At 62.9% G+C, this 17,367-nt stretch carries 6 protein-coding genes; 3 read left to right on the plus strand and 3 right to left on the minus strand.

Going from position 1 to position 17,367, the window contains the following annotated elements; translation table 11 throughout:
- The first annotated feature begins 78 nt into the window (after window positions 1–78).
- Window positions 79–12,327 carry a filamentous haemagglutinin family protein gene (locus tag OZ411_RS15105; RefSeq protein WP_282528612.1) on the plus strand — a complete coding sequence of 4,083 codons (12,249 nt, stop codon included), beginning with the start codon at window positions 79–81 and terminating at the stop codon, window positions 12,325–12,327.
- Window positions 12,328–12,671: 344 nt separating this feature from the next.
- On the opposite strand, the gene OZ411_RS15110 is transcribed toward OZ411_RS15105, so the two are convergent.
- From OZ411_RS15110 to OZ411_RS15120, 3 genes are all read right to left on the minus strand, one after another.
- On the minus strand, window positions 12,672–12,998 hold the full coding sequence (locus OZ411_RS15110) for a nucleotidyl transferase AbiEii/AbiGii toxin family protein (protein WP_282528613.1): 327 nt from the start codon (window positions 12,996–12,998) through the stop codon (window positions 12,672–12,674).
- A gap of 48 nt (window positions 12,999–13,046) precedes the next feature.
- Window positions 13,047–13,691, minus strand: coding sequence for a type IV toxin-antitoxin system AbiEi family antitoxin domain-containing protein (locus OZ411_RS15115; RefSeq protein ID WP_282528680.1), 645 nt, complete (start codon window positions 13,689–13,691; stop codon window positions 13,047–13,049).
- A gap of 689 nt (window positions 13,692–14,380) precedes the next feature.
- The gene (locus OZ411_RS15120; RefSeq protein WP_282528614.1) at window positions 14,381–15,211 is read right to left on the minus strand and encodes a LysR family transcriptional regulator; all 831 of its coding nucleotides are present in this window, start codon (window positions 15,209–15,211) and stop codon (window positions 14,381–14,383) included.
- 191 nt (window positions 15,212–15,402) lie between these two features.
- Here OZ411_RS15120 and OZ411_RS15125 point away from each other — a divergent pair, with 191 nt between their 5' ends.
- Both OZ411_RS15125 and OZ411_RS15130 read left to right on the plus strand, forming a co-directional pair.
- Window positions 15,403–16,119: an NAD(P)-binding domain-containing protein gene (locus tag OZ411_RS15125; RefSeq protein WP_282528615.1), complete on the plus strand. Its 717-nt coding sequence runs from the start codon at window positions 15,403–15,405 to the stop codon at window positions 16,117–16,119.
- Window positions 16,120–16,169: 50 nt separating this feature from the next.
- Window positions 16,170–16,937 carry an SDR family oxidoreductase gene (locus OZ411_RS15130; protein WP_282528616.1) on the plus strand — a complete coding sequence of 256 codons (768 nt, stop codon included), beginning with the start codon at window positions 16,170–16,172 and terminating at the stop codon, window positions 16,935–16,937.
- Window positions 16,938–17,367: the final 430 nt, after the last annotated feature.

Consider the following 17,367-nt stretch of genomic DNA (forward strand, 5'->3'; position numbering starts at 1 on the left):
TGACGTCATCAATTGGTCGGTCGGCGGTCATCACGCGTCACGTTGTCCGTTGTATTGACCTGATTGAAAGTCCGTTTGATGCCTGATCATTCGTCCGCCGCCCGCCAGACCATTTCGCGCAGCCGATCCATCCGTAACGGCGCGTTGCTGGTGACGGTCAGTGCCGTCAGTCTCCTGACCGCCTGCAATTGGGCGTCTGCGCGGCCGCTTGGCGCGTCCATGGCGACGTCGGCGACGACGGCGGCCTCTGACGCCGCGGCGCAGGCGGCGCAGCAGGCGGCTGCGGCGGCGAGCCAGAGTTCGGCAGCGTTGACGCGGGCGCTCCAGTCCATACAGGCGGTGCAGGCGGCCGCGCGGGCGGCCGCGCAAGCGCGCCAAACCTCCAGCACCGCGCCGGTGAACGTCCCGAACGGGCTAGGGGCCGGTGGCCTCAATCCGAATGTTGCTGCGGGATGGAGCGGAGCCAACACCCCGACCCAGAGCGTGGACGGTAGCGGTCAGACCCAGGTCGGCATCCGCCAGACAGCGGCGCAGGCGATCCTGAACTGGACCACGTTCAATGTCGGTGCCCGCACCACGCTGACCTTCGACCAGCAGGGCGACGCCAGTTGGGTGGCGCTCAACCGCGTCACCGCGGCCACCGCGCCGAGCCAGATCCTCGGCAATATCAAGGCCGATGGCTCGGTCTATGTCATCAATCAGAATGGCATTATCTTCGGCGGCGGCAGCCAGGTGAATGTCGGATCGCTGATCGCCTCGACCGCGGGGATCACCGATGTGCACTTCCGAGCGAGCGGCATCTATTCCGCACAATCGAACAATCTCTATGTGCCGTCCTTCACGGCGGCGGGCGGCAAGATCACGGTCGAAGCGGGGGCTTCGATCTCGACCGCGGCGCCGGCCTCGGTCACCGCAGGCGGCGGCTTTGCCCTGCTGATGGGCACGCAGATCGAGAATGCCGGCACCTTCCAGGCGCCCAAGGGACAGGTGATATTCGCCGCCGGCGACGATTTCATCCTGCGGCCTGGGTTAGGCACGACGACCAATGCATTCTCGACCACGCGCGGCAACGAGATCGCGCCGGTGATGTATGCCGCAAGCGCCAGTGGTGCGATTTCGAACACGGGCTACGTCTTCGCGCAGCAGGGCGATATCACGCTCGCCGGACGTCAGATCTCGCAAGACGGCGTTTTGCTCTCGACCACCTCGGTCAATCAGCGCGGAACGATCCATCTCCTGAACTCGATCGCCGACACGCAAGGTCGTATCACCTTCGGCGCCGGCAGCCTGACCGACATCGAGCCGGAATTGTGGACCTCTGACACCGCACTGAACAGTCAGCGGGACTCCCTGATCGCCGCGTCCGGGCCGAATGTGCTGGCCATCGGGCAGTTCGACAATCTGTCCAGTCTCGCCGATCGGATGGACCAGTCTCGGATCGAAGTCGTGGCCGGCGACCTGGTCGATTTCACGAACGGTTCGATGACGGTCGCCCATGGTGGCCAGATTTCGGTTTCCGCCGGGCAGCGCGTGTTTGCCGAAACGGGTTCGTTGCTCGACGTGTCCGGCGTGCGTAGTGCCGTATTGCCGATGTCGGCCAACCAGCTGAAGGTGAACGTCCAGGGCAACGAACTTCGCGACTCGCCACAGAATCGCGACAGCGGCGTGCTGGCAAACAACGATGTCTGGGTCGATGCGCGCGACCTGGTCTTCGTGCCGGCCGGGACCGGGGGCTATACATCCGATCGCTATTACACGGCGGGCGGATTGCTCGAAGTGTCCGGCTATCTTGCGACCATGGCGCATACGATCGGCGAGTGGACCGCGGTCGGCGGCACCATCGCGCTGGCCGCGCCCGAAGTGGTGGCGCAGCATGGCGCGACGATCGATCTGTCGGGTGGGTCGGTCAGCTACGCCGGCGGCAACATTCTGTCGACCAATCTGATCGGCGCAGACGGACGCATCTACAGTGTCGACAATGCTCCGGCGGATATGACCTTCATTGCTCTGGCGGGTAGCTTCATTCGCGACCATTCCCACTGGGGGGTCAAGGAGATCTGGACAAGCCTGTTTGGTCGCGGCGCTACGAGTTCGCGCTACGAGGCCGGTTATACTGTGGGTCGCGACGCCGGGCAGCTCATCCTCTCGGCGCCGACGTCGGTATTCGAAGCCGATATTCTCTCCGACGTCGTCAATGGTGAGCGCCAGGATGTCGCGCGCCCGAGCGGTGTCTCGGATGGTTACAAGCTCGGCCAGACCGCTGTCGCGCTCGGCGGCACGCTCGCGGTCGGCCAGTATGGCGGTCTTGGTCTTGCTAGCGGCCAACAGACCGACGTGAAATTCGCCGACGTCGCGCCGATCACCCCAGGCATGATCGCATCGAGCGCGATCGATGCGGATCTTATCGGCACGACCTGGTTCGATGCCAAACATCTGAGTGACCAGCATCTCGGTCGCCTTAACGTGGCCAGCAGCAAGCAGATTACCGTGGATGCGCCGATCACGCTGGCGGCCGGGGGACAACTGACCTTTGCCGCGCCAGTGATCAACGTCAATGCGGCGATCACCGCCAAAGGCGGCGACGTCACGCTGGGCAATCTGATCAACACGGTGCTTGTGCGCGGCAATGCTGGCGTCTGGGCGACGATCGCCAATCCCGACAATGCGGATGTTCGGGTCACGATCGGCGGTGATGGCAAGATCGATCTGAGCGGTCTGTGGACCAATCTCCTGACCAATCCGGGCGAGCTCTCCGGATTGGCGCATGCCGACGGCGGCAGTCTCACGGTATCGACCACCGGCGGCGTCACGCTTGCGGCGGGAAGTCTCGTCGATGTGTCCTCCGGTGGCGGCATCCTCGCCAATGGCAAGACGACGGGTGGCAAGGGCGGTGACGTCGCGCTGCTCGCCGGCGATGAATCGAAATTTGTTTCCAGCGCGGTGAAGCTCGATGCCCCGGCGCCGCTGTTGCTCGACGGCGAGATCCGGGCCTATGGTTTCAATGGTGGGGGCACGTTGAAGCTGAATGCCGGCCAGACCATCGTCATTGGCGACGGGGCGAACTTCGCCGGCGGCACGCTCGCGGCCGGTGCGCCGGCCGGTGTCAGCATGCGGCTCGCCGCCAACGTGACGATTCCTGCCGGTGGTACGATTCCGTTCGACTTTTCGATAACCCGCGGCAACACGCCGGTCGATATGCCGCTGTCGCGATCATTCGTGCCGTTCTTTCCGGACAAGTCGCTGCAAAATGCCGTGGACTGGACCGTTCCCACGGGCGTGACCGTCAAGGTCTATCTCAATGGCAGCAGCGCGCCCGCGACGCTTTATGCCGGTTCGATTGTCCCCGCGCATACCGTATTCAGCTTCATTTACGAGATCCCCGCGGGCGCCGTCATTCCCTCGTCAGTATTCCCGAACGGCATTCCGGTCGCCACCTATGCTGTGGCCACCTACAAGGCGGGCGATATCGTCAGCGCGCCGGTGGTCATGCCAAAGGGCACGATTGTTCCGGCCGGGGCAACTTTCGACCAGGCTGTATCAGTTGTTCCGACCCTTGCACTCGACGCCGGCCTGTTCACATCCGGCTTCAGCAAATACGACGTGGCCAGTGTCACCGGCCTGATGGTCGCGAAGGATACGGCGGTGGCGCCGCAGGTGCCTGTCTATCGGTTCACAGCGGCCGCGGTGCAGATTCCGACGGGCGGCGATGTTGCGCAAGCAGCCGAACTCTGGCTGCCACCAACATTCACCGTCAATCCATTGACGGGCAAGCTGACGCAGCGCGTCGGCGCGGACCTCACGTTGACCAGCCTGCAGGATTTCACTGTGCAGCAGGGTTCGTCGCTGACGGTCGATCCCGGCCGCGCGGTCTCGATCTACGCCAACGGACAGACCACGATCGACGGCAACATCACCGCGGCTGGCGGCAACATCCTGATCACCAACGTCCAGGGGCTCCTGAACAATCAGATCAACGCCGTCTATCCGCTGACGCGCTCGATCTGGATCGGTGAGGGCGTGACGATCGATACGTCCGCCCGCGCCGTCACCGCTGCCGCGCTCGGCGGTCGCGACATCGGCACCGTGCCGAACGGCGGCACGATCTCGATCGGCGGTACCGGCGCCATCGATAGTGCCGGCGTGCCGTCGGTCGGCGAAGCATTCGTCGTCATTCGTCCGGGCGCCGTGCTCGACGCATCCGGGACCTCGGGCGTGCTCGACGTGCAGACTGGCACCGGCCCGCAATCCGTCCAGGTTGCCAGCGATGGCGGCTCGATCGGGCTGTATTCGGCCAGCGGCATCTACAATGACGGCACGCTTCGCGCGTTTGCCGGCGGCGCCAATGCCGCCGGTGGTACGCTCAATATGGCCCTTATCAGCAATCCCTATACAACGTCGGCGACCGCCGGGTTGGGCGGCATCGGTGCCATTCCGGACGCGATGCAGAGGATGCGCAATGTCACTATCACGCAGCAGAGGCAGGCGAGCGGGCTCGCCGGGGACCTGGCCCCGGGACAGGCGGATGCCGCGCTGAAATTCGGCGGCGCCGTCATCAGTGTCGATCAGATTCACGCCGGCGGCTTCGACGCGCTGGCGCTCGGGACGCGCGATCTGTTCGTATTCGACGGCAATGTCAATCTGGCGCTCGGCCGCAGCATCTCGCTGGCGGGCGGCATGATCGGCGGCGCGTCGGACAAGCCCTCCGCCAGCGTTGTGCTGGCAGCGCCCTATGTGAAGTTCGTCGGCTGGACCGCTCGTGAGGGCACCGCGGTTCCGGGCAGCTATTTTGCGGGCTTGAACACCGTCCGTGGACCAAGCCTGTACACCGCAGCCGACAGTAATTTTTCGGTGTCGGCGGCTTTGCTCGACATCTCGGAGACGCTGCAATTCGGTGTCCATGCGCATAAGGGCTTCGGCTACATCGCCCCTAGTGTCCTCGCGCCCACGACGGACGACACCGCTTTCCTTCAAGCGCCTGACATCGTCGATGCGCCCGGATTCAGCCATATCCGGTTGGTCAGCACCGGTGACATCCGGCTCGGCAATGGCGCCATCAACGCGGGGCATGACCTGACGCTGCAGGCCGCGCAGGTCTATCCGACGAGTTCTGCGGCGATGACGATCACCGTCGGGCGGATTCTTGGAACGAACGAGTTCGGAGGCATCGCTAGTCTTACGACGTTCGATCCGACCGGAACGCTGACGATCCTCGGCAACGGCGGTCCCTCGCCGGCGACGCCAGCTTCGGCCTTCGGCACGCTCGTTCTGTCTGCGCCCAATATCGAGCAGGGCGGTGTGCTGCGCGCGCCGCTCGGAACTATCTGGTTCAACAGCGATCGCGGTCTTTCGAGCACAATTCCGGTCACCAATCTTGTGTTCCGCTCAGGCAGTATCACGTCGAGCAGTGCGGACGGCCTGATGATGCCCTATGGCGGCACTTCTGACGGCGTCAGCTATCAGGGCGTCGATGTGAAGGACATCGAGCTGGCCGTGAGCAACGTGCCGGTTCGAACCGGCATTAACGGGATTCCGCTGGGCCTCGCCGTGAACGGCACCAAGGTCGTGGTCGAACCAGGCGCAGTCTTCGACGTCTCGGGCGGCGGCAATCTCACCGGCGCCGGTTTCGTGTCGGGCCGCGGCGGTTCGATCGATACGCTCAAATATCCGTTGATTGCTTCCAATCCGGCCAATGCGAATTACAGCGCGTCCTCCGACAAGGTCTACTCTATCCTGCCGGGTTATGCCTCGAGCTATGCGCCGGTCATCGCCACCAAGGGCGCCGGCGATCCGGTCGTCGGGCAGCAGATCACCATTCGCGACGGTAGCGCCGGCGTTCCGGCCGGCACCTATACGCTGCTGCCCTCGAGCTACGCGCTGCTGCCGGGCGCCTACAGGGTCGAACTCGGCCAGGCCGGCACTGTCGCGCAGGCGCCCATCAACCTGCCGAACGGATCGGTGCTGGCCAGCGGCTATCTCGGCATTGCCGGCACCAACATCATGGCGTCGCTGCCGACCCAGCTTGTGCTGACGGCCGGCACCACGGTGCGCAGTTATTCGCAGTATAACGAGACCAGCTACAGCGATTTCATCCGCGGCCAGGCCGCGGTGTTCGATGCGGTGCGGTCGCGATTGCCGGTCGATGCCGGCATCATCCAGTTCAATCTCGGTACGCCGACAGACAGCTCCCGGTCGCTGACATTCCAGGGAACGGCGAAATTCAATGGCTCGGGTGACGGCCTCGCCGGCACCTTGATGCTTGGTGCGTTGATCTATGCAACGCCGATCGACATCACGGCACCGGGCGCGGCATCTGTTGCAGGTCATCTGTCGATCAGCAGCGACGACATCAACGCGTTTCATGCACCGGTCCTGATGGTCGGCGGCGCGACGATTTATCAGGACGGCAACGTCACCGGCGGAACCGGCAGCCGGGTCTATTTTCAGGATAGAGCCAGTGCCGTGAACGTTCTCGACGGCGCGCGGTTGAACGCCGGTCAGGTATTCTTGATCGGGCCGTCCGTCGAGGTGTCCGGCAGCGCCGTAATCGATACGCGCGGCCGGGGCAGCAGCGGGATCGATTCCTCGCTCGGCTACGTCTACGGCAACACCGCATCGGAAGTGACGCCCTCGCTGCCCACGGCGGCAGTGCTGGCGGTCGCCAATGGATACTACAACTTCCTGCCCTCCATCGGTACCGGCACCATCAATGTCTCCAGCGGTGCATCGCTGCTGACAGACGGCTCCATCGTTCTGTCGGCGCCAGGTGCGCTGACCATGGGCGACGTCAATTTCGGCGCGCGCTACCTCACCGTGTCGCTGCAGGACGCCAATGCCGGCACCGATGCTGCGCTGGCCGCCGCTGCGGCGGCTGGACAACTGCCGGCCGGTTGGAACTTGACCCAGAGTACGCTCGACCGCCTGCTGCGTCCGTCGACCACGGCGGGCGCCGCAACGCTCGAACGCCTGACGCTGACGGTGGGTGGTTCGCTCAATCTGATCGGCAACGTGACGCTGGATGCCACCGGCAAGTCCGCTGGTCATGACGTCCAGTTCGTCGTCAAGACACCCGCGATCTACGGGCTCGGCGGCGCATCCGACACCGCGTCGATCGCAGCCGACACTTTCATCTGGAACGGCATCCGCACCGGCAACGGCTATTCGGACTATTATAATGGCGGCATACCGTATGGAAATCAGCCTGCGCCGGAGATATTGCCCGGCGGCCCTGGCACCGGAGTCGGCAATCTGGCGGTCGTCGCGAAGACGATCGTATTCGGTACTGAGCCGGACAGCCGGCCGACCGATGGCGTGACGCTCGACCGTTATGCGCTCGGCTTCGCCGGCGTCAGCCTGACGGCGACGGAAAAGGTCACGTCGAATACCGACGGCACGCTGCTGGTCGGCCTCAGCCGCGACGCGCAAGGTCAGATGCAGGGCGGAGATCTCGTTATCCGCACGCCTGTCATGACCGGCATAAACGGCGCGGCGATGGCCTACAAGGCCGGCGGTACGATCCGGATGTCCACGCCGGGCGGCGGCGCCGCTGCCGATACGTCGGGCATCACCGATCTCGGCGGCACGGTGTCGTTCACCGGCCAGAGCATTGCCATCGACACCGCAATCGCGCTTCCGAGCGGGCGGTTGACGCTCACCGCCACCGACAGCATCGATCTCGGACCCAATGCCAGAATCGATCTCTCCGGGCGCACGCTGCAGTTCTTCGACATCACCAAATATAGCTGGGGCGGCGACCTGGTGATGGAGAGCACGAACGGAAATATCGCGCAGGCGGCAGGATCGCTGATCGACGTCTCGGCACAGGTCAACGTCGCCGGCTCGATCACCGCGCGGGCCACCAATGCCACGCAGGGGCGTGTCGCGTTCGACGGCGAGCTTCGTGGCGCTGCGGCCGGCGGATATGCCGGCGGCAGCATGACGATCGCGGCCCAGACGCTTGGCGACTTTGCCGCGCTCAACGCAAAACTGAATACGGCTGGATTCTTCCAGACCCGTTCGTTCGACATCAAGCAGGGTAACCTGGTCATCGGCGATGAGGTGAAGGCCAACACCGTTTCGATCTCCGTCGATGGCGGCAGCCTGACGGTTGTCGGCACGATCGATGCCTCCGGCGTAACGCCGGGCACCATCCAGCTCGCCGCACGCGACGATCTCACGCTCGCCGCCACGGCACGGCTCGATACACACAGCACGATGCTGCACACGGATAGTTACGGTGCGCCGATCGAAGCCGATAACACCGCCCATGTTGACTTGACGACCGTCAGCGGCCGCGTCGTTCTAACATCGGGAGCCACCGTCGACTTGCGTTCCGCCGATGGCGCCGCGCGCGGCAAACTGGAAATCAACGCGCCGCGAGTTGGCGCCAACGACATCGCGATCGATGCACCTGGCGGATTGGCCATTTCCGGCGCCGCAAGCATCGCGCTCAACGGCTTCCGTACCTATGTCCTTCCGGACGTCAGCACCATCAGTCAGGCCGATCTCGACGGGTTCGATAGCGACAGCAAGGCCTTCATCGATGCAGCCTGGCAGAACGCAGCACTGCTGAACAGGATCGCCGGTCTCTCGTCCTATAGCAGCGCATTCCACCTGCGCCCCGGCGTCGAGATCACCTCCACCGGCACGCTGTCCACGGCGGATGATCTCGACCTGTCGAAATATCGCTATGGTCCGACTGTTAATGGCGCGCTCTACGGCTCTGGCGAACCCGGCAAACTTATCATTCGTGCTGCAGGCGATCTGAACATCAATGGCAGCATCAATGACGGTTTCGCGCCGCCGTCGCCGACGCCGGATGACTACAATCACCTGTCAGTGGTGCCGTCCTATGTCGCGACCACTGACGAATACGCGACCAGCGATGTCATGCTGGGAGAGAACTGGACCATCCCGAACGATTCTTATTACTGGAACAATTTCCCCTTCATCTACGACTCGATGTTCGTCAGTTATTGGACGCCAGGACAGACCATTCCCGCGGGCACGATGATCTCCGCCTATGGCATCGGCTGGGAGCAGGGCGTGAAGGTCCCCCGCATGCTTATACCGGGCTCGGGCGCGTCACGTCCGAACTACGCCGTCGCGCCGATGCTGGCGCCGGGATCGATGTCGTGGTCGATGCGTCTTGTAGGCGGCGCGGATATCACCGCCGCGGACAGCCGCGTCCTGCAGATTGCGACAGCGCTGGGTGGCCTAGGCAACGTCACGCTGGATGACCCTCATACCGTTGGTGCGGCTGCGCGACTCGGGCAGAGCGTGGCTCGCACCGGCACCGGCGATCTCGAGATTCTGGCTGGCGGCAACTACAACCAGCTTTCGCCCTACGGCGTCTACACGGCTGGCAGCTCCATTGCGGTCGATGCCGCCTACAACGCGCCGCGAAGCCAGTTCGTCGAGGATAACGTCCTTGGCTGGTCCGACACGCCGGACCAGCGCATGTACTACACGACCGGCGGCGGCGACCTCGTGTTGCGTGCGCAAGGCAACATCCGCGGCACGCGGGCGACGTCCTCCCTCGAAGTCGGCGACTGGCTGTGGCGGCAGGGCGCGGCTGAGCTCGGCCAGGCGACCGCCTGGGGAATCAATTTCGGCAGTTACACGGCGATGCCGACGTCCTATCTCGGCCCGCAGGCGATGCTGTCGGGGTTCTCCGGCGTCGGCACGCTCGGCGGCGGTCGCGTCACCGTTAATGCCGGAGGCGACATCGGCGATGCCGGCCAGGGCATCGTGATCGCGGTCGGGAGCAGCGGCCGCGTCAAGGCCGACGGCAGCCTTGTTCAGACCGGCGGCGGTTCGCTGTCGGTGACGGCCAGTGGCAGCATCGGAACCGGCGGCAACCAGTTCGTCAACCTACGCGGCGACACCCGGATCGCGACCGGCGATTTCGGCAGTCTCATTGGCACCTACTATGCCTTTGCCGCCGACAATCCGCTGCCGCTCGATACGCTAAAGCCGTATTCGATGACCCGGATCGCCGGCGGCTCCCTGGTGCCGGGCGATGGCGTGATCGACCTGCGCGCGCGCGGCGATATCGCCCTCGGCACTATCCTCGATCCCGGCCGCGTCGGCCTGACCGGGCTCACGCAGTCGTCGCTTGGTGCATCGATTGGTGTGGCCACATCGTTCACCCTGTGGACGCAGAACACTGCGGTCAACCTGTTTGCCGCGGGCGGCAACGCGTCGCCGCTGTCCCCGGATCAGGGCTATCAGGGCACATCGACGATCTTCAATCCTGCGATCATGCGCACGATCGCCGGCAACGGTTCGATCTATCTGACGTCCGGCTCTCAAGGCGCGAGTCTGATGATGCCGTTGCCTTATGGCGAACTTGAACTGCTGGCGCGCGGCAGCGTGATCCAGGACTTCAGCGCAGCGACCGAATTTGGACCGCTTTCGACATCGCTGGCCAGCGTCGCCACGCCGTTCCGTCCTGGTTGGGTCGGCCTTAGCGGTGACAATAGCAGCAGTATCGTCGCGTCGAATTTCTGGGGCAATGTCAGCCAGCCGCTCGATAGTTCACTGCGCACACCGATCTACTTCTACAGCTTTGACGGTGGAGGCACCTTCTCCGGCACCGGTGCACTTCCGTTCCAGTTCGGACCTAACACGATTTCCGATCGCAGCTCGGTGGCCGCCGACGGCGTGATGTCGCATATCTATGCCGTGGATGGCGACATCCTGAGCATCGCCTATGGCTCGACCTTCGTGACGCGGCAGTTCATCAATGGCGGCTATGCTTACTCGACCTTCTACCGGCCGGCGAAACCGGTTGCGATCAAGGCGGGCGGCGATATCGTCAATCTGAGAGCGGCGATCTATCAGGACGATCCGTCCGACGTCTCGGTCATCGCAGCCGGCGGCAATGTGATCTATGCCGGCAAGACCACGCTGGATGGCGGCATCGTTTATCCGGGTCTGACGATCGCCGGTCCCGGATCGCTCGCGATCACCGCCGGCAAGAACATCTACCAGGGCTCGCTCGCCGGCATCGAAAGTACGGGAGCGCTGATCCCCGGCGATCAGCGTCCGGGAGGCGGCGTCGTGCTGCAGGCCGGCGTCGGCGCCGGCTCGCCCAGCGAGGGACAAGTCGATTGGTCCGGTTTCGCGAGACTCTATCTTGATCCGGCCAACCAAGCCGCGTCCGGTCCACTTGCGGATCAGCCCGGTAAGGTCGTCAAAACCTATGATGCGGAACTAGTCCAATGGTTGAAGGATCGCTTCGGTTATGCCGGGGACGCGCAGGGCGCGTTCGCCTACTTCACGACGCTTCCGGCCGAACAGCAGCGCGTGTTCCTGCGCCAGGTCTATTATGCCGAACTGACCGCCGGCGGCCGCGAATACAACGACAGCGATGGACCGCGGTTTCACTCCTATCTGCGCGGCCGCGAAGCCGTCGCCACTCTGTTCCCGGCGAAGGACTACACAGGCGATGTGATCCTGTTCACGTCTACCGCCAGCACCAACAGCGGCTTCCAGAGCGGTTATGTCCACACCAATTTCGGCGGCGACATCCAGTTGCTCGCGCCTGGCGGCAAGGTCGTGCTCGGCACTGAAGGCTTGGCGCCGGGCGCCGATGCCGGCCTGATCACGCAGGGCACCGGTGATATCCAGATCTACGCGCAAGACAGTATCCTGCTCGGCTTGTCGCGTGTGATGACCACCTTCGGCGGCGACATCCTGATGTGGTCGGCGCAAGGCGACATCAATGCTGGCCGTGGATCAAAGACATCGGTGCTGTTCACGCCGCCACGGCGCGTCTATGACGCGTTCGGCAACGTGACGATAGCACCGGTGGTACCGTCGACCGGCGCCGGCATCGCGACGCTCAATCCCATTCCCGAAGTCAAACCGGGCAATATCGACCTCATTGCGCCGCTCGGCACCATCGATGCCGGCGAGGCCGGCATCCGCGTCTCCGGTAACATCAACCTTGCAGCCCTGCAGATCGTCAATGCGGCCAATATTACGGTGCAGGGAACGTCGTCCGGCATTCCGACGGTGCAGGGACCCCCGGTTGCGGCGCTGACGACGTCCACCAATGCCACCGCCGCAACGCAGCAGACTGCCGCGCCGAGCCAGGCCAACAACGATCAGCCGTCGGTCATCCTGGTCGAGTTTCTCGGCTTCGGCGGTGGTGACGGCGGTACACCGGATAACGGAGACGCGCGGCGCCGAGACCAACGCTCTGATAATCAGCAGATGCAGAACCCATCCAGCCCAGTGCAGGTGATCGGTTCTGGCGCACTGTCGGAAATGCAACTGAAGAGACTGACGGCCACGGAACGTCGCAATTTCGACGAACCGTAGCTGCAGCGAGCACTTTACACAGGCGGTGCAGTGGATGATCTCGACAGTAGGCGGCGCTCAATCGCGCCTTGGGTCGAAATCACTTTCAGGGCTGCGCGCACGGGATTGGTCAATTGCTGGTATTCAGGACCGTAGGTTCGCATGTGCTGAAATGAAAAACATCTTGTACATCAATGGGAGTTGACTGACACTCTCTCCGTCACATCGACCTCATGCAACAAGTTTCGGTATCTGCCGCTCGATCAGGCGCAGGAATCGGGTGTTGCGAGCCCACGATTGAGCTTGCCAGCGGACGGCTCGAGGCGGAGGTGGATCGCGCACGAACGGCGGCTTTTGGCGGATTATCAAGTCGCCACCTCGTGAGTTAGGCTGTCCGCCGATAAGAAAACGCTGTCGGAATCGAAAACGACGCCATCGTTAAAGGAGACGGCGCAGACCTCCTGGAAGATGCGCACCATTTCCCCTTGATCGTCATTGCCGATGGCCAAAAAGTCCAAATCTTTTGTCGGGCGTAGCGGATCTTCGAACCACTTCGTAAGCAGCATCGCTCCTTTCAAAATGAAACGGTCGTGATGCTTGGTTTGACTCAGGCGATAAAGAAGTCGCTCGAGAACGTAATTGTTGAGCAGCAAATCGAATGGCTGACGACGCTGCTTCGAGAGGTTGAGCAACCGCGCCCGAACCGACGCGCCATGTTCTTGGTCGGAGGCTTTGGCTTCTTAGGCATTGGCGGTCATAGCCTCAAGATACGGCTGAACGACTTTCCAGATACCGGCTTCATTTGCGAAGCGAGCGATCTCGGCAGGGGTTGATTTACGCTGTCGCAGTGCTTCTCTGAGACCCTCGAGCGCGAGATTGAGGCCGGGACTCTTTTGATAGCGCCTTCCAGCGCTCCGGCGATAGCGAAACAGGTTGACTACTGTTTTGGTGGGATTGTAGATGCGTACCCGCACGCCTTCGATCATTTGCTCTGTAATGCCAGAGCTTAGAACCTTCGCTCCGAAACGCACAAATTGGAGGGGAGGGGTTTCGGTTCGCGGCCGCCGATCCTTTGCACCTATCGCCATCCAAACGCGCGATGGGATCGTATCGGTTAGTCCGTGAAACGCTAGCGCAGAGGTGAGGCAGATAACGCCTTTCGGGACGAGCTTGGCGGCTTCAGCCAGCGCATGATGGGTATCGAACGAGGCATCTGGGAGCTGGTACAGTCCCCTGCTGAGTTGGAGGACAAGCCCCTTCTCCCTCATTCGCGACACGGTTGCCGCCGTAACGCCTGCCTCCTTAAATTCAGAAAGGCGAACCATGCCCCGCTTTTTCAGTAGAGTTATGGCGCGGTCTTGCTGGGTCTCAGAGGCTGATTGCATGCGGGTATGAGTGATACAAAATGTCGGGTTCGTCGATATTTTGACCGACACTTTGTATCACGATGAATGACCAAAATTCGCTACCGTCGATGGAAACTTGGCTCACCCAGATCGAGCCTGCAGAGGCAGTAAATAAGAGCACTCTGCGCGCGGCAGTTACGGCCGTCTCTACGACACTTGGTGCCAAACATGCGCCGCCTTTCGAATCTCCGCCAGTTCGGCTGCTTTGGCCCGATTCCAGGGTTCGTGGTCTTTCAACATCCGTCTCTAAGAGCGTAAGAACTGAACCCGCCACGGGCTCAAGAACTGGCTCATGCGAAGGACTGGATGAGATATCGTAGGTTTGGTTGCTGTGGGGAAAGGCGGTAGCGCTCCAGCGACTCGAACCCCCGACAGCTCATCGCCTAGTGCAGGCAACCAACAATTCTTGCGAAACTCGGCGAAGGCGATCCGGAAGGATCGCTTTTCGCGTTTTGGGGAGCATTTCAAGAAATCGGATGGGGCAACGACCTCATTCGTGGCCGCTCGGCGTTCCCCGGGTCCTTTGGTCTCGGTGGCGGATAGAGACACCACACGCAACATCCAAGCGAAGTGTTGGTCAGGTTTGTCACAGCCTCATCGGTATGATGATCGGAGTGAACACGCGACTACCTTCCAACTCGCATGGAAAGATCGGACTCTACGCTACGTCACTGTGTCTCAGATCGTCCACCAACTGCAGTGACTTGCAACGCGATGATTGGAAAGCGCTTGGCTGCCAAGTCGACGAAGCCGCGAACTTTGGGATCCATGTAGCGGGTGGAGGCGAAAACGGCATGGACCGGGGCCGGCACGCGTGCCCAGTCTGCAAGGACACGCTGAAGGAGCCCGCTCTTCACGTGCAGCTCCGCCATGTACCGGGGAAGCTGCACGATTCCGAGCCCCGACAGCGCCAGGTTCAAGGCGGCGACCGTGTTGTTGACCGTGCAGCGCGGCGTCCGGGTTATCCGTTCCGTCCGCGGACCGTTGACTAGCGTCCAGCTCGGGCGGCCGCGCGGGGTATGCATGATGAGGTCGTGACGCATCAGTTCGGCGACGTCATCGGGCGGCGCCGCGCGTCGCAGATAGTCGGGAGATGCGTACAGGCCGTAGCCTACCTCGCCGAGCTTTCGGGCCGACAGGTCTGAATCCGATAACTCGCCGACGCGGATGGCGACGTCGATCCCTTCGTGGATGATGTCGACGAGACGGTTGGTGTACTCGGTCTCCACCGTCACCTTCGGCGCAGCCTGCAGGAACTCCGCGATCCAGCCGTCGACGCGCGTGGTCCCGAACTCGGCGCCGGCCGTCACCTTGAGGCGGCCCTTCGGCTCTTGGATCTGATGCGCGACCGCCGCCTCGGCAGCCTCCGCAGCCGCCAGGATCGCGGCCGCTCGCTCGAAATAGTCGCGTCCCACCTCCGTCACGCTGAGGCGCCGCGTCGAGCGGTTCAGGAGCCGTGCGCCAAGCTTGTCCTCGATCCGCTGCACGACGCGGCTCACACGCGCCTTATCGGTGTCTAGACGCTCAGCGGCCGCGGTGAAGGAGCCTTCACGACCGTGACGAAGATCTCCATATCGAGGAAATCGATTGTTGTTGCCATAAGCAACAGTCTGTCTCTCTCGGCCCTATTAGTCAACGCGGATGCAGCGCCCACATCCCGCTCGTCGACGGCGACGGACGCCGTCTAGAAATGGAGAGGGCTAATCGAGTGAAGATCGGAATTCTGAACACCGGGAATATAGGCTCCCGCTTGGCGCGAGCGTGGGTCGCCGCAGGCCACGACCTCGTCCTCGCGAAGGACGGCGAAGATCGCAAGCTCGCGCCGTTGCTTGCGGAGCTTGGCGACAAGGCTCGGCTCGGCACGATCCGCGAGGCCGCCGACTTCGGGGAGGTGGTCCTGTTCTCCGTCTACTGGCCTAGGGTGGAGGGAATCGTGACCACCGTCGGCGACGCTCTCGACGGTAAGGTCGTGATCGAGACGATGAACCCGCTCGGTGTCACCGCCGACTTCCGGCATTTCCACGATCTGGATTTCATGCGCGACAACTCGACGGCGGAAGATCTGCAAGCGCGTCTGCCGAAGGCCCGGATCGTCAAGGCGTTCAATCTATTGGCCGCGCCTCTTCTTGAGGCGGCAGCGTGGTCGGAATCGTCGGCACAGCCGAACGTTTTTTACGTCAGCGACGACGCAGTGGCTGGGCAGGTGACGCGCGGCTTGATCGCAGACGCTGGCTTCAAGCCCGTAAACGCCGGCCCGCTCAGGGGCGCCCGGCAGCTCGAACAGGTCGGAGCGCTCCTGCATCACGTCGCGGACCACGAATTCGGCGGGGACGCGGACTTGGTCCGCCTGGCCCTCACAGTTATCGAGGCAAACCCCGGCCCGATCTTGCGCGAACGGGTCGCTTGAAGGGCCGCTCACGCATCCAACCCTGATTTCAAAACATATCGGAGAACCAAGTGTCACAGTTGTTGAAGGGCAAGACCGCTCTCGTTACCGGCGGATCCCGCGGCATCGGCCGCTCGATTGCCGAACGTCTCGCAAAGGAAGGGGCGGTCGTCGCGCTCACCTACAATGCAAGCAAGGACGGCGCCGACGAGACCGTCGCGGTCATTGAAAATTTTGGTGGTACCGCCTTTGCGCTCCATGCCGACCTCGTCGATGCGGCTTCCATCCCCGACCTGTTTGCGCGGCTCGACGCCGAACTCACCCGGCGCAACGGAAGCAAAACCATCGACATCCTGGTGAACAATGCCGGCAATTCCGGCTGGGGCGGTCTCTCGGACGCGACCCCTGAGAGTTGGAACACGATGTTTGCGGTCCACGCCCGGGCGCCGTTCTTCATCGTCCAGTCGGCGCTGAGCCGTTTTGCGGATGGCGGACGCATCGTCAACGTTTCCTCCGCTGCCGGCACGCGACCGATGCACGTGGTCCCCATCTACTCCATGGCCAAGGCGGCCATCAACAACCTGACCCACGCGCTCGCGACGGAGCTCGGTCCGCGCAGGATCACAGTGAACGCGGTGGCGCCCGGGTGGATCCGGACCGACATGAACGCCGCCGTGCGCAAGAACTCCGATATGGTCAAGGCGATCGAAGCCGATACCGCGCTGGGGCGCTTCGGCGAGACATCGGATGTTGCTGCAGTCGTGGCCTTTTTGTCGTCTGACGAAGGTCGGTGGGTGACTGCTCAGATCATCGAAGCCAGCGGCGGATATAAACTCTGACGGACCTCGAACGCATGACTTGCAAAACGCCAAGCGGCATCCATTGGCGTTGCTGCAAATCAATTCGACCCGACGTGCCGCGGAACCTGAAAAGGCGCGTCGGGTCAGCTAGACGAGAATCCGCCTTCGCGGCCCGCTTCTCGATCTCAGCAACCAGTCTCCGAATCTCATTGATAGGCGTGCCGGGAAGCGCGCCCAAATGCTGCGGGAGCGACGCATTATAATTAGCTTTGAGAGACCTTCCCAGCCCGCGTCTAACGCAGTCATACCCGCGGGCATGACGTCCGCGGCCCTATTGCCTTGCGCTGAAGACAAAACCCCGATTGTCGGTTCGAGGGGCAACAGTGTGTTGCTTGTCGCGCCACTGTTGCCGCAGCTCCAAAGCCATACTTCCCGATCGTGCCGCGCGCTCTGCGCCGGCCAACGAAGC

The organism is Bradyrhizobium sp. Arg237L (genome assembly GCF_029990105.1).
Taxonomy (GTDB): Bacteria; Pseudomonadota; Alphaproteobacteria; order Rhizobiales; family Xanthobacteraceae; genus Bradyrhizobium.

Bases quoted from the DNA above. Each gene is read 5' to 3' on its own strand.
- OZ411_RS15125 (WP_282528615.1), top strand. From the start codon at position 15,403: ATGGAGAGGGCTAATCGAGTGAAGATCGGAATTCTGAACACCGGGAAT.
- OZ411_RS15105 (WP_282528612.1), top strand. From the start codon at position 79: ATGCCTGATCATTCGTCCGCCGCCCGCCAGACCATTTCGCGCAGCCGA.
- OZ411_RS15115 (WP_282528680.1), bottom strand. From the start codon at position 13,691: ATGCAATCAGCCTCTGAGACCCAGCAAGACCGCGCCATAACTCTACTG.